The organism is Streptomyces sp. WMMC1477 (assembly GCF_027460245.1).
In the GTDB taxonomy this organism is placed as follows: Bacteria; Actinomycetota; Actinomycetes; order Streptomycetales; family Streptomycetaceae; genus Streptomyces.
In genome coordinates this window covers 3,484,376-3,508,441 of sequence record NZ_JAPZBD010000003.1, presented here as the reverse complement: position 1 = coordinate 3,508,441, position 24,066 = coordinate 3,484,376, and the positions used below count along the sequence as shown (strand labels likewise).

The window sequence follows — 24,066 nt, the reverse complement described above, 5'->3', positions numbered from 1 at the left end:
CGGTTCCGTCCGCGCCGCCGTTCCCGGCGTCTTCGCCGTGCTCAACTCGCCACCCCCACCGTCTCGTCGTTCCTCGTGCGCTCGCCCAGCAGCAGCGCGAGCACGGGCAGCACGGCGTCCGCCCGGCCCGCGTCGAGCCCCGGGCCGAAGCCCGGGTCACCGGCACCGGAGTGCTCCGGGCCGCCGCGGACCCCCGTACCGCGGCGGGCCAGCTCGCCCAGGGTGCGGCGCACGCCGGGCTCGTAGGAGGAGAACGTCCTGCGCAGGAGCGGCAGGACGTCGGTGAACTCCCGCCCGGGTACCCGGGCCAGCCAGCCGTCCACCAGGGAGAGCAGGCGTTCGTCGTGCACCAGGAGCAGCCCGCCCCCGGAGAGGAACCCCTCCAGCCAGACCGCCGCCTCCACGGACCCCGTGCCGGGGGAGAGCGCCAGATCCATGGACCGGGCCGCCTCGTCCGCGTCGAGCGCGCCCTCGTCCAACAGGAGCCGGGCGCAGCGCCCGCGCAGCAGACCCGCGACGCCGTCCCGGCCCGCGAGGGTGCGCAGCATGCTCCGCCAGCGCTCCCGCAGGCCGGGGGCGTCGAGCAGGGCCACGGCGCGGTGTGCGGCGTCGAGGTGGGCGCGCAGGGCCTCGGCGCCGTCCGCGTCCAGCCCGGCGCACGCCGGGGGCAGCCCCACGCGCACCCGCTCGGCGAGCCCCTCCGCGACCTCGTGCAGCGCGGCCGCGTCGGTGCCGCGCACGTCGCCGTAGCGGGCCGCACGGACGAGCGCCGGCAGCGCCTCGGCGAGCCGGCCGACGTCGGCGTCGAGGGCCGCGCGGTCGGACAGGACCCGCATGACCGTGGGCAGCGCCGTGTCGAGCCCGGCGAGGAGGCACCGCTCGGCGAGGGAGGTCACCTCCGCCAGCCCCGGTGCCTCGGCGGCCCGGCTCTCGGCCAGGGCCGTCGCGGCGGACTCCACCGTGGTGCCCCACACCCCCGCCTCGGCCACCCTGACCGACAGCTCCGGCTCCCAGCACAGCCGCCAGTGCTCCTTGAAGGTGCCGGTGCTGCCGCCCCGCCCGGCGGCGGGCTCGCCCCAGCCGATCCCCAGCAGCCGGAGCCGGTGCAGCAGGCGACTGCGGGCCGTGCCGTTCTGCTCGCGCAGATCGAGGTCGAGGAGGCGCTCCCGCGCCTCGGGGCGGAGCCGCAGGGAACGCTGAAGCCGGCTCAGATCCCGCTGGAGCGGGACCGCGGGCGCGCTCGCGGGCACCTCGCCGAGGTCACCGCCGACGATGAGCCGCTCCCGGATGAGTTCGAGGGGAACCTCCGAGCCCTCGCACATCACCGCGCGGACGGCGTCCACCGTCTCCGTCAGCCCGGCGAGGGGCCGCCCGCGCACGGTGGCCAGCGTCCCGGCCAGCCGGACGGCCTCGATCACATGGGCGGAGGACACCGGCACGTCCTCGTCGCGCAGGAGCCCGGCCACCCTGGTGAGCCAGCGCTCGACCGGCCGGTCGGGCGCGGTGAACAGGTGCCCGTACCAGCCGGGCGAGGTGATGCCCGCGCCGTACCCCGTGGCCCGGGACAGCCGCCGGTTGGTCCACGGCACCCAGGTGATCTCGGCCTTGACCTTGGGCAGCCCCCTGAGCAGCGCGCGGTCCGCGGTGACGGGACGGCGTTCGGCGAGCGCGGGCACGTGCCAGGCGCCGCAGACGACGGCCACCGTTCCGGCCCCGAACTCGCGGACGGCCTCGCGCAGCCGCAGCCGCATGTGGGCCTCCCGGACGGCGTCCCGCTCGTCGCCCCCGGTGCCGTGGGCGGCGCGCAGGGCGGCCATGGCCTCGCCGACGGCGGCGAACGCCGCGGCCGGGTCGGCGGCCGGCCGGGAGCCGGGCGCGGAGGGGCCGGGGGCGGGCGAGCGATGCTCCACCACGTCCTCCCACCAGCGCTCGGGGTCGTCGTACCCGGCCGTCTCGGCGAGCACGGCGAGCGGATCGAGGCGCAGGGTGGCGCGCCCGCCCTCCCCCGCCCCCGCGCCCCCGTCGGGCGGCGCCGCCGACGGCGGCTCCTCGGAAGGCTGTCGCTCCGACGGCTGCTCCGTCGGCGGCCGCTCCTCGGACGGGGTCTTTGGCTCGGCCCCGCCGAGCGCGAGGGAGTGGGCGGCGGGGAGGTCGATGAACCGCACCGGGACGCCGTGCTCCTGCGCCCAGCGCAGGGCGACCCACTCCGGCGAGAAGGCGGCCATGGGCCAGAAAGCGGCCCGGCCCGGGTCGTCCACGGCGTGGGCCAGGAGCGCGACGGGCGGTCGCATGCCCGCGTCGGACGCGAGGTGGACGACGGCGTCCGCCTCGGGCGGCCCCTCGATCAGGACGACACGCGGACGGCGGTCGTCCAGCGCGCCGCGGACGGCCTTGGCCGAACCGGGCCCGTGGTGCCGGATGCCGAGCAGCAGGGGGGCGGACGGCTCGACGCCGGCCTCGGCGCCCGTCATGCGCTCACCTCGCGGCAGGCGCGGTAGAAGTCCTTCCAGCCCTCCCGCTCGCGCACCACGGTCTCCAGGTACTCCTGCCAGACCGTGCGGTCGCCGGCCGGGTCCCGCACGACGGCGCCGAGGATTCCGGCGGCCACGTCGGCCGGGCGCAGCACACCGTCCCCGAAGTGCGCGGACAGGGCCAGCCCACCGGTGACGACGGAGATCGCCTCGGCCGTCGAGAGGGTGCCGGACGGCGACTTGACCTTGGTGCGGCCATCCTCGGTGACGCCCTGGCGCAGCTCCCGGAAGACGGTCACGACACGGCGGATCTCGTCCACGCCGTCCGGCTCGGCGGGCAGGTCCAGCGAGCGGCCGAGCTGCTCGACCCGGCGTGCCACGATGTCCACCTCCGCGTCCACGCCCTCGGGCAGCGGCAGGACGACGGTGTTGAAGCGGCGGCGCAGGGCGCTGGAGAGCTCGTTCACGCCGCGGTCCCGGTCGTTGGCCGTGGCGATGAGGTTGAAGCCGCGCACCGCCTGCACCTCCTCCCCCAGCTCCGGGATGGGCAGCGTCTTCTCCGAGAGCACGGTGATCAGGCTGTCCTGCACGTCGGCCGGGATGCGGGTCAGCTCCTCGACCCGGGCCGTCATGCCCTCGGCCATCGCGCGCATCACGGGGCTGGGCACCAGGGCGTCCCGGCTGGGGCCGTGGGCGAGGAGCTGGGCGTAGTTCCACCCGTAGCGGATCGCCTCCTCGGCCGTGCCCGCGGTGCCCTGCACCAGCAGGGTCGAGTCACCGCTGACGGCTGCGGCCAGGTGCTCGGAGACCCAGGTCTTGGCGGTGCCGGGAACGCCGAGCAGGAGGAGGGCGCGGTCCGTGGCCAGGGTGGTGACGGCCACCTCCACGATGCGGCGGGGCCCGACGTATTTGGGTGAGATCACCGTGCCGTCGGCCAGGGTGCCGCCCAGGAGATAGGTGGCGACGGCCCACGGTGAGAGGCGCCAGCGCTCGGGCCGGGGCCGGTCGTCGGCGGCGGCGAGGGCGGCCAGCTCGGCGGCGAACGCGTCCTCGGCGTGCGGGCGGAGGACGGCGGGCTCGGCCTGCGGCCCGGGCCGGGAGCCGGTGGCGGTGGCGGGCCGGGAAGCGGTGTCGGTGGCGGTCACGGATCCCCCTCGGTGCGGTGTGCTCTCCGTCGTGTCCACCACCCTGCACCCCGCCACTGACAACGCCCCCGACCAGCGCGTCCCCTCTCATCTCGGCCCCGCCACAGGGCTCCTGACGCGGCATCGCGTGGCCGGTGTCAGTGCCCGCTCGTACCGTCGCTGACATGACGGGACAGCAGCTCCGCTGGAGTGCGGAACAGGTGCTGACGCTGGCTCCTGACGCGGCGTCGCGCAAGGCCGGAAGCAAGCTGGCGGCGGCCGGGCCGTGGTCGGACGCGGGTACGGGCGAGGACGCGGTCTGGGGGCTGTGCAGGGGTAGCGGCAGCAAGCCGTACCGGACCGCGGTGGACCTCACGGGCCCGGCGTCCACGTGCAGTTGCCCCAGCCGCAAGTTCCCCTGCAAGCACGCCCTGGGCCTGCTGCTCCGGTGGGCCGAGGGGGCCCAGGCCGTCCCCGCGGGCGAGGCGCCGGAGTGGGCGGCGAGCTGGCTGGAGAAGCGCCGGGAGAGACGGGCGGCGGGGTCGGGGGCCGGGGCCCGCCGGGGGGAACCGGCCGATCCGGAGGCGGCGCGGCGCCGGGCCGAGCGTCGGGCGCACCGCGTCGCCGCCGGCGCCGCGGAGCTGGAACAGCGGCTCGCCGACCTGCTGCACGGCGGTATCGCCGGGGCGGATCAGGCGGGCTACGCCCGCTGGGACGAGATGGCCGCGCGCATGGTGGACGCCCAGGCGCCCGGCCTCGCCTCGCGGATCAGGGAACTGGCGGGGATCGCGGCCTCGGGTCCGGGCTGGCCGGCCCGGCTGCTGGCCGAGTGCGCGCTGCTGCACCTGCTGTGCCGGGGCGTGCTCGCGCTGGAGGGGCCCGAGGGACTCCCCGAGCCGCTGGCCGCGACCGTGCGGGCGCACCTGGGGCTGACGACGGAGGCCGCGGCCCTGTTCGCCCGGCCCGACGCGGTGACGGCGGACCGCTGGCTGGTGCTCGGCCGGTCGGACGGGGAGGACGGGCGGCTCACCGTGCGCCGGTTCTGGCTGCGGGGCGAGCGCCACGGCAGATCGGCGCTGCTGCTGTCGTTCGGGGCGGCGGGGCGGGCTCCGGAGCTGACGCTGCCGGTGGGCCGGGTGGTGGAGGCCGAGTTGGCGTTCCACCCGGGGGAGGCGCCGCTGCGGGCCGCGCTGGGCGAGCGGCGGGGCGAGTCGAGCCCCGGCGGAGTACCGCCCGGGGTGGGGGTGGCCCGGGCGCTGGCCGCGTACGGGGAGCGGGTGAGCGGCGATCCGTGGCTGGAGTCCTGGCCGGTCGTTCTGGCGGACGTCGTGCCGTCGCCGGGAGCGGACGACGAGCGCTGGCAGCTGGCCGACGAGGACGGCGGGGCGGCGCTGCCGCTGGCGCCGGCGAGCCGGTCGGCGTTGTGGAAACTGGCCGCGATATCGGGCGGGGGCCCGGTCACGGTCTTCGGCGCGTGCGGGCATCGGGGCTTCACGCCGCACACGGTCTGGTCCGAGGGGGAGGCGGTGTCGCTGTGACGATCACGGAGACGACGACGGAAGCGAAGGAAGCGCGGGCGCGGGCACGGGCCGGCGGCCGTGAGCCGGGGCCGGGCGCGGGCGCGGGCACGCCGTCGGCGCCGGGCGGAGAACCAGGCGGAGAACCGGGCGCGGCGGCCTGGCAGGAGTTGGTGACGGCGGCGCTGCTGGGCGCGGAGCGGCGCACGCCACCGGGCGGCTCGCCCGGGGCGCTGCTGGCCCTGGCCGCGCGCGAGACGGTCCGGAGCCGGGCCGGGCTGCTGCCCGCGGTGGCCCGGCCGCGCCCCGCCCCGGCCCCCGCGGACGAGCGTCCGCCGTTGCCGGCCCCGGCGGCCCGGCGCCTGGCCCTCCTGCTGGCGGGACGCGCCGAGCCGGGTGGGGGCGCTGGGCGGCGCGGTGCGGGGCCGGACCTGGCCGAACTGCTGCCGCAGTGGCTCGCCGCGGCCAACGCCCGCGGCTACCGGGCCCCCGCAGCCCACCTGCCGACGCTGCTGGACGCCGCTCGGGCCCGCACGGACCTGCGCGCCGACGCGCTGGCCTTCGCCGGCCCCCGGGCGCTGTGGCTGGCCGGGCTGAACCCGGACTGGAGGTTCGCCCTGCGCACGGGGACGGCGGCGGCTCCCGTGGCGCCCGAGGACGCCGAGGCCGTGCGCTCGCTGTGGGAGGAGGGGCTGTTCGCGGAGCGGGCGGCGCTGCTGGGCGCGCTGCGTCGGCACGACCCGGCGGCGGCCCGGCGCCTGCTGGCGAGCACCTGGTCCGCCGAGCGCGCCGAGGACCGGCTGATGTTCCTCGACACGCTGCGGGAGGGCCTGACCCCGGCGGACGAGGAGTTCCTGGAGCGGACGCTGACGGACCGCAGCCGCACGGTGCGGTCGATGGCCGCGGAGCTGCTGTCGGCGCTGCCGGGCTCCGCGCTGGCCGGCCGGATGGCTGAGCGGGCCCGGGTCTGTGTGCACCTGGATCGCAGCGGGGGCGCCGGCTCCGGGGGCGGTCTCGCCGTCGAGGCGCCGCACGCCTGTGATGCGGCGATGCAGCGGGACGGGATCACGCCGAAGCCGCCCTCGGGCCGCGGGGAGCGGATGTGGTGGCTGAGCCAGGTGGTCGAGGCGGCACCGCTCACGTGCTGGTCGGCGCATCTGGGCGGACTGCGGCCGGAGGAGATCGTGGCGCTGCCGGTCGCGGACGGCTGGCGGGACGATCTGCACGCGGCCTGGTCACGGGCGGCCGTGCGGCAGCGGGACGAGGAGTGGGCGCGGGCGCTCGTCGGCGCGCCGACGGCTCCGACGGCCGAGGGGCCGGGCGATCCGGCGCGGCTGCTGACGGTGCTGCCGCCGGCCGAGCGGGCCGCCTGGTCCGCGGCGTTCATCGCGGCACACGGTCTGTCCGAGGCGTTCCGGCTGCTCGGCACGTGTGCCGTGCCGTGGTCGCCCGAGCTGGGCGGGGCGGTCGTCGACGCGCTGGAGATCGCGCGGGACGCCGGGAGTTACCCGTGGAGTCTCAGCGGGGTGATGGGGCTGGCCGAGCGCTGCCTCGATCCGGCCCAGGCCGACCGGATAGCCCCGCTGGCGGCGCTGCCGAAGGAGTCGGGCGCCGAGGCGCCGGGCGCGGGCGGCTACTGGGCCGAGGCGTTCCAGCGGCTGGTCTCGACGTTGACCGTCCGGGCGGCCATGCACGCGGAACTGGTGGGCTGAGGCGGCGGCAGGGCGGGCGGCGGTCGGCCGTCCCGCCCGCGGCACCGCCGGACCCGCCGGGTGCTCAGGCGGCGACGGACCGGATGTTGGAGCGCACCCAGTCGACGATCTCCGAGGTGGTGGCGCCGGGGGTGAAGACGGCCGCCACGCCCTTGGCCTTCAGCGGCTCGATGTCGTCCTCGGGGATGATGCCTCCGCCGAAGACCTTGATGTCCCCCGCGTCCCGCTCGTCGAGCAGCTCCAGCACCTTGGCGAACAGGGTGTTGTGGGCCCCGGAGAGGATGGACAGGCCGATGGCGTCCGCGTCCTCTTGGATCGCGGTGGCCACGATCTGCTCGGGCGTCTGGTGCAGCCCGGTGTAGATGACCTCCATGCCAGCGTCCCGCAGCGCGCGGGCGATGACCTTCGCGCCCCGGTCGTGGCCGTCGAGGCCCGGCTTGGCGACCACCACGCGGATCGGACCCGACACACCCATCACTGCCTCCATCGTCATTGATCGCGGCTCCGGCTCCGCCGCTCGGGGTGCCGGTGTGAACGAACGTTATCTCCCCAGCATCGCGCACCCGCTCGTTTCATGGTGCGGGGGGAGGGGGAAATCACACAATGGGAGAGCGACTCCACCGCCACACCGCCGCGGGTTCGTGAGCGGGGAGGCACAGAGCGTCGCACGGAGTCTGCGGCGGCCGACCGCCGGGGCGTCGTACCGGCCGCAAGCCGGTCGGGCGGCCACGGGGACGGGGGTGAGCAAGGATGCGACGACCGGTTCCGTCGGCGCTTGCGGGCACCTCCGCGCTGACCAGGCTTCCCGGCATCTCCGCGCTCTCCGGGCTCTCGGCCGTGTCCGGCACGCTGCGTACGGCGGTCGTCGAGGCGGCCGTCCTCACCGGGCGCCTGGCCCTCTACCCCACCGGAGTGCGCCCCGAGCGCCCCGGCTCCGACCGGGCCGCCGCCGGGCGCCCCCGGCCGGAGTTCCCCGGGCCGCCTCCGGTACTGCTGCTCCACGGCCTGGTCGACAACCGCTCCGTCTTCACCCTGCTGCGGCGTTCGCTGCGGCGGCACGGCAGGGCGGAGGTCGTGTGCGTCAACTACTCGCCGCTGACGCGGGACGTCCGGGCCGCGGCGGAGACCCTCGGCGAGCGGATCGAGGAACTGCGGGCGCGGACCGGGCACCGGCGGGTGGACGTCGTCGGGCACAGCCTGGGCGGGCTGATCGCCCGGTACCACGTGCAGCGGCAGGGCGGTGACGCCCGGGTGCGCACGCTCGTCACCCTGGGCACCCCGCACGCGGGCACGCGGGCGGTGCCGCCCGTGGCCGCTCCTCCGCTCATCCGGCAGCTGCGGCCGGGCTCGGAGGTCCTGGCCGAGCTGGCCGGCCCGGCGCCGGGCTGCCGGACGCTGTTCGTCAGCTTCTGGAGCGACAGCGACCCCCTCATGCTGCCCCGCGAGACGGCCCGGCTGGACCACCCCGATCTGCGGTCCCGCGGTGTGCGGGTACGGGGGGTGGGCCATCTCGCGCTGCCGGTGCACCCGGCCGTCATCGCACAGGTCCACGCCGAGCTGGCCGACGCGGACGATGTTGCCGCGAAGCGGGCGGAATCGGTCGACGTCGCGTGAACCCGCGGTGGCGGTGGCGCCGGGAACGGTGAAGAAACCGCGAGCGTGAAGTGGCGTGAAACCGAACATGAGGCTCGAACGAGCCCCCCGTTACCGGTTCGTAGTACGCCAAACGGACGGACGGTTGCCCGTTCTTGGCCAGCTCAAAACCTGCTGAACATTGTCGACGTCACGACGCGCCCGGTACAGTCGCCGACACTGCTCTGGCAGCCCCCGTCTCCGAGGCGAAAGAGAAGTTGGTGGTGAACGACCGTCCCCCGTCGGATCTGACGACTCCCGTCGGCTCCGGGTTCTCCGAGCATTCACCCCATACCGGGTACGCCGGATACGAGGACCCCTACGGGCAGGCCGCCGGCTACGGCGGCAGCGTCACCGACACCACCTCCGGTTACCAGCAGGCCGACCCCCTCTTCGGCGCTCTGCCGGGCGACGGCCACGGGACCATGGGCTACCCGGGCTACGGCGAGCAGCCCGCCGGTGTTGCCGACCACCACGGCTACGAGCAGGCCGACAACCCGTTCGGCGGCTCGGCTTACGACGGCTCCACTTACGGAACGGGCGGCCACGGCACCGACTTCGCCACGGGCTACGGCACCGACGGCTACGGCGTCGGCATCGACGCGAACAGCTTCCACTCCTCCGATCCCGGGATCAACAGCTTTTCCCAGGCCGCCGGTTACGACACCGGCGGCCTTTCCTCCGGCGCCTACGACACCGGCGGAACCCACGACGGCTCCCGTGCCGTCTACGGCCTCGGAACGGCCGATCCGTGGGGCGCGGTGGATCAGCCGCTGCACTCCGTGCCCCCCCAGCCGGACCACGCGTGGGCCGACGGCGAGGGGGTGACCTGGAACGCCTCCGCGTACTCCCCCGAGCCGGCGGACGCCGGAACGGCCGAGGCGATGGCCGGGCCCGAGGGAGACGAGGGCGTCCAGCGCCCCCACGACGCCTGGGACCCCGCGGGCCCCGCGGAGGACCACGACGGCGACGGCGGGCACCTCGGCGACGGCGGGTACCTCGGGGACGGCGGGTACACGGAGGACGGCGCGTACACCGACGACAGCGCGTACGCCGAGGGCCGCGGATACCCCGAGGACGGCGCGTACGCCGAGGACGCGGCCCCGGCGGCGGAGCCGGAGGAGGCCGTGGCGTCCACCCGGGCCGGACGCCGCCGGGCGGCGAAGCCCAAGCGCTCGGCTCTGCTGACCGTCGCGGTGCCCTCGGTCGCCGTCATGGGCGTGGCCGGGATCTCCGCAGCCTCCGTCAGCGGCGTCGCCGACACCCCGGAGGAGAACCCGGCGCAGGCCGCCCCGGACACGGGCAGCGCGGAGGCCGTGGCCGTCAACAACAAGCTGGACACCCAGCTCGCCGGGCTCTCCGCCGACGCCCGGGACTTCGGCGACCGCGCGAGCCGCACCCAGGAGCGCATCGACCTGAAGGCCCGCGAGGAGGCCGCACGCAAGCGCAAGGCCGAGGAGGCCGCCCGGCGCGAGGCGCTGCGGCCCAAGTTCGCCCTCCCGGTGGACCAGCGCGGCCTGAGCGCCTACTTCGGTCAGGCGGGCCTCAACTGGATCTCCGTCCACACCGGTGTTGACTTCCCCGTCGGCTACGGCACGCCGGTCAAGGCGGCGACCGACGGGACGATCACCACCAAGTGGGACTTCGCCTACGGCAACATGATCATCCTGACGGCGCCGGACGGCACCGAGACGTGGTACTGCCACCTGAGCAGCACCCGTATCCGCTCCGGGCAGGTCAAGGCGGGTGACACCATCGGCTACGCGGGTAACTCCGGCAACTCCACCGGACCGCACCTGCACTTCGAGGTGCGGCCCGGCGGCGGCTCGGCGGTGGACCCGGTGGCCTGGTTCCGCGCCAAGGGCCTCGACCCGACGTAAGCCCGGGCCCACGCCCGCGCCCCGTACGGGGCGCGGGCGGCCGTGGCCCGGCCTACAGCTTCTCCACCGGCGCGTAGCGCAGCAGCAGCCGCTTCGGCTTGGCGTCCCCGAAGTCGATCGTCGCCTGCGCGCGGTCTCCGCTGCCCTCGACGGACACCACGGTGCCGAGCCCGAAGCTGTCGTGCGTGACCCGGTCCCCCGCGGCCAGGGAGACGACCGGTCGTTCCTGGACGCGGCGGGTGGCGAAGCCGGAGCCGTCCCGCCGCACCGAGGCGGTGGACGAGGACGAGGCCAGCCGCGCGACGCTCGCCGAGGCGGTGCCGCCGGGGCCTCCGCCGAGGCGCCGCCAGTCCAGGTGGTCGGCGGGGATCTCCTCCAGGAAACGGGAGGGCGGGTTGTACGCGGGCTGTCCCCAGGCGCTGCGCATCGTGGCCCGGCTGACGTAGAGCCGCTCGCGGGCCCGGGTGATGCCGACGTAGGCCAGCCGCCGTTCCTCCTCCAGCTCCTTGACCTGGCCCAGGGCCCGCATGTGCGGGAAGACGCCGTCCTCCATGCCGGTGAGGAAGACGACGGGGAACTCCAGGCCCTTCGCGGTGTGCAGGGTCATCAGCGTGATGACGCCGTCGCCCTCCTCCCGCTCGTCCTCGTCGGGGATCTGGTCGGAGTCGGCGACGAGGGCGACCTGCTCCAGGAAGTCGGCCAGCGTGCCGGGTTCGTCGTCGCCGCGGGCCTGCTCGAACTCCAGCGCCACGGCGGCGAGTTCCTGGAGGTTCTCCACACGCGTCTCGTCCTGCGGGTCGTTGGACGACTGCAACTCGGCCAGATACCCCGTCCGTTCGAGGACGGCCTCCAGCACGGTGGCCGGTCCGGCTCCGGACTCGACGACGGTGTGCAGCTCCTCCATCAGCGTGTTGAAGCGCTTGACGGCGTTCACCGAGCGGGCCGCCACGCCGTACGCCTCGTCCACCCGGCGCAGGGCCTGCGGGAAGCCGATCCTCTCCCGGGAGGCCAGCGCCTCGATCATCGCCTCGGCACGGTCGCCGATGCCGCGCTTGGGGACGTTGAGGATGCGGCGCAGGGGGACGGAGTCCTCCGGGTTCGCCAGGACCCGCAGGTAGGCCAGGACGTCCCGGACCTCCTTGCGCTCGTAGAAACGCACCCCGCCGACGACCTTGTAGGGGAGCCCGACCCGGATGAAGACCTCTTCGAAGACCCGGGACTGGGCGTTGGTGCGGTAGAAGACGGCGACGTCGCCCGGGCCCGCCGTGCCCTCGTCCGTCAGCCGGTCGATCTCGTCGGCGACGAACTGGGCCTCGTCGTGCTCGCTGTCCGCGACATAGCCGGTGATGCGGGAGCCGGAACCGGCCTGCGTCCACAGGTTCTTCGGGCGGCGGTTCTCGTTGCGTTCGATGACGGCGTTGGCGGCGGAGAGGATCGTCTGGGTGGAGCGGTAGTTCTGCTCCAGCAGGATCGTCGTCGCGTCCGGGTAGTCCTCCTCGAACTGGAGGATGTTGCGGATGGTGGCGCCGCGGAAGGCGTAGATCGACTGGTCCGCGTCGCCGACGACGCACAGCTCGCCGCGCTCGACGGCCCGTGTCCCGTCCGCGTCGCCGTCCCCGTCCGCGCTCCCGTCCTCGCCCTCCCGGGCGGGCTCCGGGGCGCCGACCCCGACCAGCTCCCTGACCAGCGTGTACTGGGCGTGGTTGGTGTCCTGGTACTCGTCGACGAGGACGTGCCGGAAGCGCCTGCGGTAGTGCTCGGCGACATCGGGGAACGCCTGGAGCAGGTGCACCGTCGTCATGATGATGTCGTCGAAGTCCAGCGCGTTGGCCTCGCGCAGCCGCGCCTGGTACAGCGTGTACGCCTCGGCGAGCGTCTTCTCGAAGTGGTCCGTCGCCTGCCCGGCGAAGTCCTCCTCGTCGATCAGCTCGTTCTTCAGGTTGGAGACCTTCGCGCTGAACGACTTCGGCGGGTACCGCTTGGGGTCGAGGTCGAGATCACGGCAGACGAGGGCCATGAGCCGCTTGGAGTCGGCGGCGTCGTAGATGGAGAAGGAGGAGGTGAAGCCGAGCTTCTTGCTCTCCCGGCGCAGGATGCGCACGCAGGCGCTGTGGAACGTGGACACCCACATCGACCCGGCGCGCGGCCCGACGAGCTCCTCGACGCGCTCCCTCATCTCGCCGGCGGCCTTGTTGGTGAAGGTGATGGCGAGGATCGAGCCCGGATGCACCTTGCGGGCCCCGAGCAGATGGGCGATGCGGTGGGTGAGCACCCGCGTCTTGCCGGAGCCGGCGCCCGCGACGATGAGCAGCGGACCTCCGCTGTGCACGACCGCGGCGCGCTGCTGCTCGTTCAGCCCGGTCAGCAGCGCCTCGGGGTCGATGACGGGACGCGGCGCCCCGTCCCGGTAGTGCGCGTCCGGGCCGCGCCCGCCCGCGTAGGCCCCGGTGAACAGGCCGTCCGGCACCTCCTCCGCCACCTCCCCGGGGACGTCGCCCGGCCGGCCGGGCACGCCGACACCGCCCTCGGCCGGGGGCGGCGGCTCGTCGTCCCGGGGCGGTTCGAGGTCGGCCAGGAAGCTGTCGTCGAAGAGGCTGCTCATCGCCTACCGAGTCTAGGGTCTGCCGCCGACGGCCTTCGGCCGGTTCCCCACTCCTACACTGACCGGTATGACCGACGCCTCACGAGCGCCCGTTCCCCGCCCCGACGGCTCCGGCGACGCACAGCAGCTGCGCGCCTCGGACGCGGACCGGGAGGCGATCGCGGAGGTGCTGCGCGAAGCCGCCGGGGAGGGGCGCATCGACCTCGCGGAGCTGGAGGAACGGCTGGAGCGGGCCTACACGGCGAAGACCTACGGCGAGCTGGCACCGCTGACCGGCGACCTTCCGGACGGCGGCCGCTCCCCCGGGGCGCCCGCCGAGCCCCTGGTCCTGCGCACGGGCGCGGGGGACATCGTCCACACCGGTCACTGGGAGGTCCCACGGCAGATCTCCGCAGCCTCCAAGATGGGCAACATCCGCATCGACTTCAGCGCGGCCGTCTGCCGCGTCTCCGAGGTGTCCCTCGAAGTGAAGGCCGCCATGGGCAACGTCACGGTCGTCGTGCCCCGGGGCTGGTCGGTGCGCACGCAGGGGATGCGGGTGTACGTGGGGTCGCTGCGCAACCGCGCCGTGGACCCGCCCACGCCCGGTGCGCCGACCGTGGTTCTGACCGGCTCGACGGCGCTGGGCGACGTCCGGGTCCGCTACCCCAACCGCTGGGAGCTGTTCAAGCGCCGCGGGCGCGACGTCTAGGCCGCGTCTCGGAACCAGCGGCTCAGGTCCAGAGGGTCGCGATGAAGATGTTGGCCACGGTCAGCAGGCCGACGGTGCCCATGACGGACGCGGGCACCCTCGCGTCGTCGCGCTTGACGTAGACGAGGCCGAGGATCACGACGAGCAGCGCGAGCTTGATCCCGATCTTGAGGTTGTTCACCGCGTGGTCCTCGGCCTGGTGCAGGCCGACGAGGCAGATGCCGGTGACGAGCATGGTCAGGGCGCCGTGCAGCATGCCCGGCAGCATCCGCGCCTCGCCCGCGCGCATGGCCTTCGTCTGGAACAGGAAGCCACCGAGCAGCGCGGCGATGCCGATGACGTGGAGGGCGACGAAGACATTGATCAGGACGTCCATGCCCGGAGGGTAACCGGCGGCCCTTCGGCGTCGGTGGGCAGGTCGGGCTCGGCGCACAGGGCCAGGAACGGGCGAGGCCGGGCGAGACCCAGGGCGGGAACGGGCAGGGCAGGAACGGTCGGGGGACGACGTCGAGCGGTGCCGTCCAAACACTCCGGCGGCAGACTCGGTCGACAGCGAACCGAATGCGGACAGTGCCGGTCATCGCCGGGTCCGCGGGGGCCGCAGAGCCCTAGCGTCCGGGCCCATGGCAGCACATCGCAAGAACCGCAGTGCGTGGACCCGCTCGGTGCGGGGACCGGGAACGAGGGCCTGGGCGAGTCTCGCCCTGGCGGGGGCGGCGACGGCCACGGCCGCCGTGTCGGGCGCGGGCGGCGCGTTCGCCGCACCCCGCCCCGACGCCCGCCAGGTGCGCGCCGAGGTGGACCGCCTGCAGCGGGACGCGGAGGCGGCGGGCGAGCTGCACCACGCGGCGAAGGAACGTTCCCGCAAGGCGGAGCGGCGCCTCACCGCCCTCCAGGGCCGGTCCGCCCGCACGGCGGCCCGGGTGAACGCCGCCCGCAACACCCTCGGCTCCCACGCCACCACCCAGTACCGCAACGGCCAGGCCGCCACCCCGGCCCAACTCGCCCTGGCCGGCGACCCCGAGGACTTCCTGCGCCATGCCGCCACCCGGGAGCGCGCCGGGCTGCGCCAGAGCCGGGCCCTGCGGCAGCTGCGCGGACGGCTCCGGGAGAGCGCACAGCTCCGGCGCGAGGGCGCCGAGCGGGCGGAGGAGGTCCGCAAGGCGGAACGCGAGGCCCGTCGGCACAAGGAGACGGCACGCGGGAAGCTGGCGAAGGCCGAACGGTTACTGAAGCAGCTCACTCCCCGGGAACGCACCGCCGGTGACCGGGGCGGCGAGGACGGCCGGGCCGACCGGGGCACACGGCCCGCACCCGGGGCACCCGCCCCGGCGACCCCCGTCCCCGCGGCGAGCGGACGGGCCGCCCAGGCCATCGCGTTCGCCCGCGACGCGATCGGCAGGCCCTACGTGTGGGGCGCGACGGGCCCGGGCTCCTACGACTGCTCCGGCCTCACCCAGGCCGCCTGGCGGGCGGCGGGCGTCTCGCTGCCCCGCACGACGTACACCCAGGTCGACGCCGGCCGACGGGTGTCCCGCGCCGAACTGGCCCCGGGCGACCTCGTCTTCTTCTACCAGGGCCTCAGCCACGTCGGCCTCTACATCGGCAACGGCCAGATGATCCACGCGCCCCGCCCGGGATCGACGGTGACGGTGGCCCCCGTCGACTCGATGCCCTTCACCGCCTCGACCCGCCCCGCCTGACCGACGACGGCCGCGCCGAGAGGTGCGACGAGGGACGCGACGAGGGCGAAGGCGACGGCCGCGCCGAGGGCGCCGGAGCCTACGGTGCCTCGCGCAGGGCCTTCAGGGTGGCCTCCGCCCGGGTGCCGGGGACGGCGCGGCCGATGGCGTCGTCCCCCGCCTCCTCGACCAGCTCGCCCAGGGCCCGCGACGGCGACAGCCCCTTCGCCCGGCGCTCCCTCAGCGCCTGCGCCCAGGCCACCGCGGCGTTGAACGCCACGTCCCCCGCCTCCCCACGCGGCTCGAACCCGGCGGCGTCCTCGGCGTCGGACGCCCAGAGGTAGCCCAGCACGCCGTCCTCGGAGCCGATCGCGACATAGCTGACGGGCCCCTCCGCGACGTAGCCGTAGTCCTCCGAGCCGCCGACCGGATCCGGCCGGAGGTCCTCCGTGATGCGGGGTGTCAGATGACTCTCGCTGCCCATGTGTGTTCCACCAGCCCGATCGCTACTTCGGCGGGATCTCTCCGTAAACCTGCCATCGCCCATTGTGCATGACCACACGGGTGCCCCTGTGACCTCCGCTCCGCCGACCGCCGGCCACAGCGATGGCATGTTCCCCACACTCATCAGCTCACGCGTGGCCGAAGCAGTGCGAGTGCGGCGCCCGGTGCCGGCGCGTGCCAACCTCACGCACGCCCCCGCACCCGCTCCGGAATCGGTCTCCACCTCGGCTGAACACGACGGCGGTGTCGTACGTATGGCCGGACAGAGGCTTGAGCAGGACAATCGGCGTCAGGCGGCCGGACCGCGGACGACGGCGTCCGCGAACAGGAGGGCAGGCGGCGCGATGGCCTTCGAGAATCGTCCAGGGACGCACGCCCGGGTCGCGGAGCCCGGGGGCCTGCGGGATACGGCGGCACGGTACGCCCTGTTGCCCTTGCGCGTCTTCCTCGGCGTGACCCTCGTCTACGCAGGGCTCGACAAACTGACCGATCCGGACTTCCCCGGGTCGATGGAACCGCTGCTGCTCTCCATCACCGACGCGGCGGCACCCTGGCTGCTCGACATGGCGCTGGCGAGCCCGGAGGGCTTCGGCTACGCGATCGCCTTCGGCGAGCTGGCGGTGGGCCTCGGCACGCTCCTCGGGCTGCTCGGCCGGCTCGCGGCGCTGGGCGGAGCGCTGATCTCCCTCTCCTTCTGGCTGACCATCAGCTGGAGCGTGGGCCCCTACTACTACAGCCAGGATCTGCCCTACCTGATGGCCTGGGTGCCGCTGATCATGGCGGGGACCCCGATGTGGTCACTGGACGCCGCGCTGGCCAAGCGCCGCAGGCGCAACGGCGGCCAGCTCTTCGGCTAAGGCTGACGCGGCCGAGGGACGCCGGGAGGGCGAGCGCCGTCACCCGGCCCGCCCCTCTCGGCCTCCGGCGTCCGGCGTCCGGCCGCTCCCCGTCGTCACGAGGCTCCGGTGGACCGCCGCGGAGGTCAGGGGACGTCGTACCCCAGCGTGTAGGCACCGGAGCCCGACTCGGCGCGGACGCGGTAGGCGTAGGAGCCCCGGGCGCCGGTGTGCTCCAGCCTGCCGTCGGCGTCGGCGGTGGCCACCGTCCGCCAGGCGCCGCCGTCCCAGTGCAGCAGGGACAGGGTGAACCGGCTGCCCTCGGGGGCGCGCAGGCACGCGCGGTGCGTGCCCGCCACCGCGCCGAAGTAGCTGCCGTCGGGCTGGCCGGCCGAGCCGCCGACGGACAGGCTGCCGGTCCGGGTGTGCTCGTGACCGGTGCAGTCGGCGCCGGGGAGGCCGCTGATCTCGGCGCTGATGGCGCGGTCCATGACGTCGAGGCCGACGAGGTTGAACGGCTTGTTGATGTTGCGCATCAACGAGTCCTGCGAGGGCCGGTAGATGCCGTACTCGTGGTAATGGGCGCCCTGGAAGGCTCCGATCACGCCGCCGTCCGGCGTCGTTCGGCCGTGGTAGTCGGACCACTTGGCGCCGTTCGGGCTCCTGGTGACGTTGGGCGCGGACGGTTCGCCACCGGTGTAGGTCGTGCCGGGGGTGTAGTACTCGTCCGCCAGGCCGCCCACGGAGTGGCCGAGTTCGTGGATGGCGATGCGTCCGGCCTGGGCGTTGCCGCCCGCGACGGTGGCGAGGCTCGGGTACCCGGCGCCACCGTACTTGGTGGTGTTCCCGACGGCGATGACGGCGTCCGCGTCCGGCGCCTGCGCGGCGTACGCCTGGGCCTTCGACTCGTTCAGACACAGCAGGCGCTCGGTGCCGCCGCAGAAGAAGTGCATGTCCAGGGCGGTGTCGCGGTAGACGCCCCACTGTGGGTCGTGGTCGACGCCCGACTCCCGGGAGACGACGTTCACCAGCCACACGTTGACGCCGTCCACGTAGCGGTTCCAGGGGGCGGTCGCGGCGATCTCGGCCCACTTCTCCTCGGCGTGGCGCCGCAGGGTCGCCGATTCCTCGGCGGTGTAGCCGTCGCCGACGACGACCACGTCGAAGCGGCGGTCGGAGGGTCCGGTCTCCCTGATGGGGATCACCTCGGCGGTGGCCGCCGCCTCCCGTTCGCGGGCGTCGGGCGCCTGCTCGGCCCGCACGGGTATGTGGACGCGGGTGAGGGAACCGTCGGGCGAGAAGACCTCCCGCCACTCGCCACGGGGTGGCGGACCGGCGACGGCCGCGCCGGAGGGCAGGGCGGCCAGGGGCGCGGCGCAGAGGGCGGCCAGGGCCAGGAGGGCGGAACGGCGTCGACGCATGGACGTCTCCTCGTGGGGGGTGCGGCGAAGTGGTGCGCGCGCCGGGCCGTACCGGAGGCGGGCGCGGTGACACGAAGGCGAGTTAAGTACGGAGTTAAATGGACTCGCGTGGCCACTTAAGTTAACGATGCTACGCGTCCCTGACAAGACATCAGCGCAGGCCCAACCGGCCGCCTCGGCAACGGACTTCGACCGGGACGGTCAGAAGGGCCCGACCGGTGCCGGGCCCAGGGTCGTGGTTCCCGGCGCCGCCCGGTGGCCCAGCCCCGTCCGGTAGACGTCCAGGGCCGCCTCGGGGCGGCCCGTGCGCCGGAACAGGTCCCCCAGCAGACGGCAGACGTCGGCCAGGTCCCCGGCCGCGCCCGCGCGTTCGAGCAGACTCAGCGCGGTGACGTAGTGCCGCTCCGCCCCCTCGACGTCCTCCCGCCGCTCCGCGATGCGGCCGAGCAGCCGGTGCGCGCCCGCCTCGTGCACCGCGCCCCGGCCCGCGCCGAAGCCGGCCAGGAGCTCGTCCAGCAGCGCCTCGGCCTCCGCGTCCTTGCCCCGCCGGTGCAGCACGTCCGCCAGTTCGACGCCGACCTGGTGGGTGTAGAGCCCCGCCCGACGCGAGGCGAGCATGTCACGGGCCGTCCGATACGCGTCCTCGGCCCGGGCGAGGTCGCCGGACTGCGCGAAGACGTAGCCGCGCATCCAGTGGCAGTGCGCCAGCTCCGGGCTGATCTGCAGCTGCCGGTAGGCGTCCGCGGCCTTCACCAGCGCGGCGTCGGCCTCCGCCACCCGCCCCTCCGCGAGGAGGGTACGGGCGACCGTCCGGTGCAACCGTGCCACCAGCGCCGGGTCCGAGACCTCCGAGGACAGCGCGAGGGCCAGTTCGGCGGCCTGCGCCGCCCGGGCGTGCGCGCCCAGGTCCATGTACGGCGCGATGATCGCGGTGTACAGCAGAACCAGTGCCTCAGGGTCGGACAGACCCGAGGAGTTGAGCTCGTCGAGCGCCGTCTCCAGCAGGTAGCAGGCGTAGCGCAGTTCCCCGGCCAGCAGGTGCGTCACGGCCCGGCCGCGCAGGGCGGGCACCCGCTGGGGGAGCGTGGCTCCGGAGTCCACCAGGACCGTCTCGGCCGCCTCGAAGAACCCGCGCGCCAGGTCGAGTTCACCCGCCTCGACCGCGCACTGGCCTCGTCCCACCTGCGCCGCGGCCAGCTCGGCCGCCAGCCCGTGCGCCCGGGCGTCCCGCTCGACGCCCGCGTACCGCTGCGCGGCCTCCCGCGGGTCCGCGGTGGCCAGAGCGCGCTGGGCCTCCGCGAGCCGCAGCCGCAGCTCCGTCGCCAGGTGGGCCGGGCGACCGCTGCTCAACTCCTCAGGCGTCGTGCCCAGCCGCTCCGCGATGTGGCGCAGCGCCTTCTCCGAGGGCTGCACCTTGCCCGACTCGACGGTGGAGATGTACGCGGCCGTGTACACCGGCTCGGCCACCTGACGCTGGGTCAACCTCCGCTCCGTGCGCAGGCGGTGTACCCGCCGCCCCACGGCCCCGGGCCCCTCCCCCACCGCGTCCTCCTGCCCTTTCCCCCGGGCCGGACCGGACGTTCGCGCGTCTCCCATGTCGCCCACGGTAGCGGCCCCGGGCCGGGGTGCGGCCCGGGGCCGGGTGACCGCCGGGGCCGCCGCCGAACCCGACGTCAGGACCGTGCGGGCCGTCGTTTCACACGCGTCGGTGAGCGTGGGAACGAACGCGTCGGGCTCGGGTTCGTCTCGTGTCGAACGTGCCGACCGCGAAGAGCAGGACGTTCGGCATCGGTACGGCCAGCCGGTGCGTGGGGAACGCCTCCCGCCCCTCCTCGTCCCCGGAGCCGGGTAACACCGTCGTTCCGCGCATGCCCACACCCTCCCGCAAGGTCCAGACCAATGCGCTCCACGGTGCCACAGACCGCCCGCGCTCACACCCCCGTCGGCGTCCGGGCGCGGCTCAGCCCGTTCGGCCCCCCGAGCGGGCCCGGGCTAGGGCACGGCGCCCTCGCGCGCGGCGCACGAGCAGCGCGAGCCCGGCGACGAGCAGGGTCAGCAGCAGCGCGCAGGGCAACAGGAGGGCCAGCATTCGCGCGGAGACGTCCAGCTCACCGTGCTCCCGCAGCAGGTACCCCGCGGCCAGCGCGAGCAGGGAGAGGCCGAGCACCAGCTTGGCGGGCTCGAAACGGCGCCGTTCGGCGGGGTGGTTCGCGGGCTGGTCCGCGGAGGTTTCCACGGGCTGGGCCGCAGGGTCCTTCACAGCCTCGCTCCTTCCCTGTCGGGCCGTCCCAGGGCCTGCTCGGCTGACGCGTCGGCGGGCTCGTCGGGGGGCTGCGGCGCGGGGGCGGGTTCGACGATCGCCTGGTCCACCACCACCTCGCCGAGCACCAGATCCACCCCCAGGCGGATGGTGCCCCTCGGCTCGGCATCGCCCCGCGGCTCCACCGTGACGGTCTCGGTGAGGCCGACGCCTCCGCCGTTCCCGCCCCCGTCCCCGTCGAAGCTCCCACCGGTCAGCCGGTACTCGCCCACCACGATGTCCAGGTCGAGCACCAGCCTGGCGTTCTCCGGCACGATGACGCGCAACTCGCCCACCCCGGCACTCACCTCGCTGCTGACCGTCTGGTCCTCGGCGAGGTCCAGGCCGGAGAGGTCCAGCACGCCCTCACCGCTGCCGAGGTCGTAGGCGGGCCGGACGTCGGCCGCCGTCGCCGGCGCCCACCGGGTGCTGCTCCAGGACGTGGACAGGTCCTCCGGCAGGGCCGCGGAACCGGCGAGCAGACCGGCGGTCATGACGGCCACCATGACCGTGCCCGCGCCGACGCGCCCGACGAACGAGCCCACCGCCAGCCCGAGACCCAGCACGGCGAGCGCGCAGGCCAGCCCCGTCACCAGGGCGGTGGACAGGGAGTCGCCGTCCCAGTTCGCGGCGACGCCGATCCAGCCCGCGAGGGCGGCGGCCGGGACGATCGCCCAGCCCAGCCGCCAGCCGCGCCACCCGCGCCGCACGGGCGGGCCGGAACCGGGCAGGCCCGAACCGGGTGGACGGAAGGGGTCGAGCGGCCCGGAACCGGGCGGACCGGAACCGGGCGGACGCGAGCCCGGGGGAAGGCCGGGCCACGGGTGGGCGCCGTGCCCGGCCGTGGGAACACCGCCGGCCGGCGTGGGCTCACGGCCCTGCGGGTAGGCGTCGGCCGGGCCCCACAGGTACCCGGTGTCCTGCGCGTTCGGGTCCTTGGTGAGCGGCTCGCGCCACCACGAGGGGGCGTTCGGCACCGGCGGCGCCTGCGCCTCCGGAGGCGCCTGCGGTCCGGCGTCGGGGTGGCCGGGCTCCGCTTCGCGCGGCGCGTCCTGCCGACGCCGGCGCTGCGACCAGTGGACGCCCGCCGCGACCGCCGCGAGCACCAGGATCGAGAACGACATGCTCCGCCCGTTGTTGCCCAGGGAGGAGAGCATCAGCCCGCTGCCGGCCAGGGTGAACAGCACGGCCGCGAGGCCGGGGCCCTCGACCCGCCCGGACAGCAGCCGCTTCGCCTCGTTCTCGTCCTCCCCCTCCAGGGGCAGCAGCAGCCAGGCGAAGCCGTACAGCAGGAGGCCGAGGCCGCCGATGGCGGAGAGGACGGCGAGCGGCACCCGCAGGATCACCGGGTCGACGTCGTAGTGGCGGGCGATGCCCCCGCACACCCCGGCGACGACCTTCGTGCGCCTGCTCCGCTCCGGTCGCGTGGGCCGGCCGCCGTCCGCGCCGGACGCGCCCGGGCCGCCCGCACCGGCCTCGCCCGGGCCGCCCGCACCGGATCCCGGGCCGTCGGCCGTGCCCGACCTGGGGCCCGGCGCGGACCGCAGCCCGGCCTGCCCGTCCTCGTCACTCACCATGCGCCCCATGGTCGCCCGTCGTCGCCGGGCGCGGCATCCGGGGCAGCCCCGGAGGCGTCCCTGAGATCACGGCTCGGGGGCACGGTCGGGGACAACCCTGATGCCCGCGCCCCGCGCCGCGTGTGACGATCGCACCATGACCACCGTCGCGCCCGCCCCCGCCGAGGACCCTCCCCTGCGCAAGCTCTACCGCAGCTCGGAGGGGAACTGGCTGGGCGGCGTGGCACGGGGGCTGGCCGGGCATCTGGCCCTGCCGGTGCTGTGGGTGCGCGTCGTCTTCCTGCTGCTGTTCTTCACCAGCGGGCTGGGCGCGCTGCTGTACGCGGTGTTCTGGTTCGTCGTCCCGCTCGGGGCGGGCGGTGTGGCGGCCGGAAGACGGGCGGCCGCACCCGGCGGAAAGCGGTGGCTGCGGCGTCCGGACCGGGGGCAGATCTCCGCCGTCCTGGTGATGTTCGCGGCCCTGCTGGCCCTCGGGGCGAACCTGCAGTTCGGCCGCGCCAACGCCTATCTGTGGCCCCTGGTCATCATGGGCATCGGCGTGGCCGTGGTGTGGCGGCAGGCCGACAACGCGCGGCGGGCGCACTGGGAGGAAGTCGGCCGGCGGCACCGGCTGCTGCCCATCGCGCGGAGCGCGGCGGGCATGGTGCTCGTCGGCGTCGGGGTGACGGGGTTCGTCGTCATCCAGGGGTCGGCGGAGCAGTTCGGTGCCGTGCTCCAGGCTTCGCTGGCCGTCCTGGTGGGTATCGCGCTGCTGGCCGGGCCCTACCTCGTCCGGATCACCCAGGACCTCTCGGAGGAGCGGACGATGCGCATCCGGGCGCAGGAGCGGGCCGAGGTCGCGGCCCACGTCCACGACTCGGTGCTGCACACCCTCACCCTGATCCAGCGCAACGCCGACAGCGCGCGCGAGGTCGCCCGGCTCGCCCGGGCCCAGGAGCGGGAGCTGCGGGAGTGGCTCTACCGGGGCGCGCCCCGGGCGGGCGCCGAGGAGGAGCCGGAGACGCCGCGGACCCTCGCCGAGGCGGTGAAGAAGACGGCGGCCGAGGTGGAGGACCACCACGGGGTCCCGGTCGAGGTGGTCTGCGTGGGCGACTGCCCCTGCGACGAGAGGCTGTCGGCGCTGGTGCAGGCCGCCCGCGAGGCGATGGTCAACGCCGCCAAGTACGGTGGCGAGGGCGGTGCGGTCCAGGTGTTCGCCGAGGTGGAGGGGCGCGGCGTCTTCGTCTCCGTGCGCGACCGGGGCCCCGGGTTCGACCTGGACGCCGTCCCCGCGGACCGGATGGGCGTGCGCGAGTCCGTCATCGGCCGCATGGAGCGCAACGGCGGCACGGCACGTATCCGTACCGCGCCCGGCGAGGGCACCGAAGTGGAGCTGGAGATGGAGAGGGCGGAGACAGCATGAGCGGCGAGACGGCACCGGGGCAGGCGTCCGGCGGACCGGCGGAGGCGGAGCGGCGCCGGGTGCGGGTCGTCCTCGTCGACGACCACCGCATGTTCCGCGCGGGCGTCCAGGCCGAGATCGGCGAGACGGCGACCACGGGCGTGGAGGTCGTCGGCGAGGCCGGTGACGTGGACCAGGCGGTCTCCGTCATCACCGCCACCCGCCCGGACGTCGTCCTGCTGGACGTCCACCTGCCCGGCGGCGGCGGGGTGGAGGTCCTGCGGCGCAGCGCCTCGCTCATGGGCGCGATCGACCAGCCGGTGCGCTTCCTCGCCCTGTCCGTGTCCGACGCCGCCGAGGACGTCATCGGCGTCATCCGGGGCGGCGCCCGCGGCTACGTCACGAAGACGATCACCGGTGCCGACCTGGTGAACGCCGTCTTCCGGGTCGCCGACGGGGACGCCGTCTTCTCCCCGCGGCTGGCCGGCTTCGTCCTCGACGCCTTCGCCTCCTCCGACGCCGCGCCCGTCGACGAGGACCTCGACCGGCTCACCCAGCGCGAGCGCGAGGTCCTGCGGCTCATCGCCCGCGGCTACGCCTACAAGGAGATCGCCAAGCAGCTGTTCATCTCCATCAAGACGGTGGAGTCCCACGTCTCGGCGGTCCTGCGCAAGCTCCAGCTCTCCAACCGCCACGAACTCACCCGCTGGGCGACGGCCCGCCGCCTGGTCTGACAC

General features: G+C 75.0%; 19 protein-coding genes. 9 read left to right on the top strand and 10 right to left on the bottom strand.

The window, feature by feature from the left end; genetic code table 11:
- Positions 1 to 41: 41 nt before the first annotated feature.
- A complete protein-coding gene (locus tag O7609_RS15755) occupies positions 42 to 2,471 on the bottom strand; it encodes a DUF5682 family protein (RefSeq protein ID WP_269736339.1) in 2,430 nt (809 codons plus the stop codon).
- Positions 2,468 to 3,616, bottom strand: a complete 1,149-nt coding sequence (locus O7609_RS15750; protein WP_269736340.1) for an ATP-binding protein — start codon at positions 3,614 to 3,616, stop codon at positions 2,468 to 2,470. The genes O7609_RS15755 and O7609_RS15750 overlap by 4 nt, the downstream gene beginning before the upstream one ends.
- A gap of 164 nt (positions 3,617 to 3,780) precedes the next feature.
- On the opposite strand from O7609_RS15750, the gene O7609_RS15745 reads away from it, so the two are divergent.
- A complete protein-coding gene (locus tag O7609_RS15745; RefSeq protein ID WP_269743743.1) occupies positions 3,781 to 5,133 on the top strand; it encodes an SWIM zinc finger family protein in 1,353 nt (450 codons plus the stop codon).
- Complete coding sequence (locus O7609_RS15740) at positions 5,130 to 6,824, top strand: DUF5691 domain-containing protein (RefSeq protein ID WP_443072134.1); 1,695 nt, start codon at positions 5,130 to 5,132, stop codon at positions 6,822 to 6,824. Before O7609_RS15745 ends, O7609_RS15740 begins: the two co-directional genes overlap by 4 nt.
- A gap of 64 nt (positions 6,825 to 6,888) precedes the next feature.
- On the opposite strand, the gene O7609_RS15735 is transcribed toward O7609_RS15740, so the two are convergent.
- Positions 6,889 to 7,299 (bottom strand): cobalamin B12-binding domain-containing protein, encoded by a 411-nt coding sequence (locus O7609_RS15735; protein WP_269737243.1) that lies wholly within the window; start codon positions 7,297 to 7,299, stop codon positions 6,889 to 6,891.
- 275 nt (positions 7,300 to 7,574) lie between these two features.
- Between O7609_RS15735 and O7609_RS15730 the strand changes: the two genes are divergently transcribed.
- Positions 7,575 to 8,438 (top strand): esterase/lipase family protein, encoded by an 864-nt coding sequence (locus tag O7609_RS15730; RefSeq protein ID WP_269736342.1) that lies wholly within the window; start codon positions 7,575 to 7,577, stop codon positions 8,436 to 8,438.
- Positions 8,439 to 8,680: 242 nt separating this feature from the next.
- Positions 8,681 to 10,336 carry a M23 family metallopeptidase gene (locus O7609_RS15725; protein ID WP_269743742.1) on the top strand — a complete coding sequence of 552 codons (1,656 nt, stop codon included), beginning with the start codon at positions 8,681 to 8,683 and terminating at the stop codon, positions 10,334 to 10,336.
- A gap of 52 nt (positions 10,337 to 10,388) precedes the next feature.
- Here the strand turns inward: O7609_RS15725 and pcrA are convergent, their stop codons facing one another.
- Complete coding sequence (gene pcrA / locus O7609_RS15720; RefSeq protein WP_269743741.1) at positions 10,389 to 12,938, bottom strand: DNA helicase PcrA; 2,550 nt, start codon at positions 12,936 to 12,938, stop codon at positions 10,389 to 10,391.
- A gap of 67 nt (positions 12,939 to 13,005) precedes the next feature.
- Between pcrA and O7609_RS15715 the strand changes: the two genes are divergently transcribed.
- Positions 13,006 to 13,629: a DUF1707 SHOCT-like domain-containing protein gene (locus O7609_RS15715; protein ID WP_269743740.1), complete on the top strand. Its 624-nt coding sequence runs from the start codon at positions 13,006 to 13,008 to the stop codon at positions 13,627 to 13,629.
- 22 nt (positions 13,630 to 13,651) lie between these two features.
- Here the strand turns inward: O7609_RS15715 and O7609_RS15710 are convergent, their stop codons facing one another.
- Entirely contained in the window at positions 13,652 to 14,005 is a 354-nt protein-coding gene (locus tag O7609_RS15710; RefSeq protein WP_269736346.1) for a hypothetical protein, read from the bottom strand.
- Positions 14,006 to 14,252: 247 nt separating this feature from the next.
- Here O7609_RS15710 and O7609_RS15705 point away from each other — a divergent pair, with 247 nt between their 5' ends.
- On the top strand, positions 14,253 to 15,332 hold the full coding sequence (locus tag O7609_RS15705; protein ID WP_269743739.1) for a C40 family peptidase: 1,080 nt from the start codon (positions 14,253 to 14,255) through the stop codon (positions 15,330 to 15,332).
- A 79-nt stretch (positions 15,333 to 15,411) separates the two neighbouring features.
- On the opposite strand, the gene O7609_RS15700 is transcribed toward O7609_RS15705, so the two are convergent.
- Entirely contained in the window at positions 15,412 to 15,795 is a 384-nt protein-coding gene (locus O7609_RS15700; protein ID WP_269736348.1) for a hypothetical protein, read from the bottom strand.
- A 364-nt stretch (positions 15,796 to 16,159) separates the two neighbouring features.
- On the opposite strand from O7609_RS15700, the gene O7609_RS15695 reads away from it, so the two are divergent.
- Positions 16,160 to 16,672, top strand: a complete 513-nt coding sequence (locus O7609_RS15695; protein ID WP_269743738.1) for a DoxX family membrane protein — start codon at positions 16,160 to 16,162, stop codon at positions 16,670 to 16,672.
- A gap of 125 nt (positions 16,673 to 16,797) precedes the next feature.
- On the opposite strand, the gene O7609_RS15690 is transcribed toward O7609_RS15695, so the two are convergent.
- From O7609_RS15690 to O7609_RS15675, 4 genes are all read right to left on the bottom strand, one after another.
- Complete coding sequence (locus O7609_RS15690; protein WP_269736350.1) at positions 16,798 to 18,072, bottom strand: M64 family metallopeptidase; 1,275 nt, start codon at positions 18,070 to 18,072, stop codon at positions 16,798 to 16,800.
- A gap of 201 nt (positions 18,073 to 18,273) precedes the next feature.
- Entirely contained in the window at positions 18,274 to 19,668 is a 1,395-nt protein-coding gene (locus tag O7609_RS15685; protein WP_443072133.1) for a helix-turn-helix domain-containing protein, read from the bottom strand.
- A 364-nt stretch (positions 19,669 to 20,032) separates the two neighbouring features.
- Positions 20,033 to 20,332 carry a hypothetical protein gene (locus O7609_RS15680; protein WP_269743737.1) on the bottom strand — a complete coding sequence of 100 codons (300 nt, stop codon included), beginning with the start codon at positions 20,330 to 20,332 and terminating at the stop codon, positions 20,033 to 20,035.
- The gene (locus O7609_RS15675; protein ID WP_269743736.1) at positions 20,329 to 21,948 is read right to left on the bottom strand and encodes a PspC domain-containing protein; all 1,620 of its coding nucleotides are present in this window, start codon (positions 21,946 to 21,948) and stop codon (positions 20,329 to 20,331) included. The genes O7609_RS15680 and O7609_RS15675 overlap by 4 nt, the downstream gene beginning before the upstream one ends.
- A gap of 136 nt (positions 21,949 to 22,084) precedes the next feature.
- Between O7609_RS15675 and O7609_RS15670 the strand changes: the two genes are divergently transcribed.
- Positions 22,085 to 23,350: an ATP-binding protein gene (locus tag O7609_RS15670; RefSeq protein WP_269736354.1), complete on the top strand. Its 1,266-nt coding sequence runs from the start codon at positions 22,085 to 22,087 to the stop codon at positions 23,348 to 23,350.
- Complete coding sequence (locus tag O7609_RS15665) at positions 23,347 to 24,063, top strand: LuxR C-terminal-related transcriptional regulator (protein ID WP_269736355.1); 717 nt, start codon at positions 23,347 to 23,349, stop codon at positions 24,061 to 24,063. Before O7609_RS15670 ends, O7609_RS15665 begins: the two co-directional genes overlap by 4 nt.
- Positions 24,064 to 24,066: the final 3 nt, after the last annotated feature.

Bases quoted from the DNA above. Each gene is read 5' to 3' on its own strand.
- O7609_RS15715 (WP_269743740.1), top strand. From the start codon at position 13,006: ATGACCGACGCCTCACGAGCGCCCGTTCCCCGCCCCGACGGCTCCGGC.
- O7609_RS15755 (WP_269736339.1), bottom strand. From the start codon at position 2,471: ATGACGGGCGCCGAGGCCGGCGTCGAGCCGTCCGCCCCCCTGCTGCTC.
- pcrA (WP_269743741.1), bottom strand. From the start codon at position 12,938: ATGAGCAGCCTCTTCGACGACAGCTTCCTGGCCGACCTCGAACCGCCC.
- O7609_RS15710 (WP_269736346.1), bottom strand. From the start codon at position 14,005: ATGGACGTCCTGATCAATGTCTTCGTCGCCCTCCACGTCATCGGCATC.
- O7609_RS15665 (WP_269736355.1), top strand. From the start codon at position 23,347: ATGAGCGGCGAGACGGCACCGGGGCAGGCGTCCGGCGGACCGGCGGAG.
- O7609_RS15695 (WP_269743738.1), top strand. From the start codon at position 16,160: ATGGCCTTCGAGAATCGTCCAGGGACGCACGCCCGGGTCGCGGAGCCC.
- O7609_RS15675 (WP_269743736.1), bottom strand. From the start codon at position 21,948: ATGGTGAGTGACGAGGACGGGCAGGCCGGGCTGCGGTCCGCGCCGGGC.
- O7609_RS15730 (WP_269736342.1), top strand. From the start codon at position 7,575: ATGCGACGACCGGTTCCGTCGGCGCTTGCGGGCACCTCCGCGCTGACC.
- O7609_RS15745 (WP_269743743.1), top strand. From the start codon at position 3,781: ATGACGGGACAGCAGCTCCGCTGGAGTGCGGAACAGGTGCTGACGCTG.
- O7609_RS15705 (WP_269743739.1), top strand. From the start codon at position 14,253: ATGGCAGCACATCGCAAGAACCGCAGTGCGTGGACCCGCTCGGTGCGG.
- O7609_RS15690 (WP_269736350.1), bottom strand. From the start codon at position 18,072: ATGCGTCGACGCCGTTCCGCCCTCCTGGCCCTGGCCGCCCTCTGCGCC.
- O7609_RS15735 (WP_269737243.1), bottom strand. From the start codon at position 7,299: ATGGGTGTGTCGGGTCCGATCCGCGTGGTGGTCGCCAAGCCGGGCCTC.
- O7609_RS15685 (WP_443072133.1), bottom strand. From the start codon at position 19,668: ATGGGAGACGCGCGAACGTCCGGTCCGGCCCGGGGGAAAGGGCAGGAG.
- O7609_RS15670 (WP_269736354.1), top strand. From the start codon at position 22,085: ATGACCACCGTCGCGCCCGCCCCCGCCGAGGACCCTCCCCTGCGCAAG.
- O7609_RS15700 (WP_269736348.1), bottom strand. From the start codon at position 15,795: ATGGGCAGCGAGAGTCATCTGACACCCCGCATCACGGAGGACCTCCGG.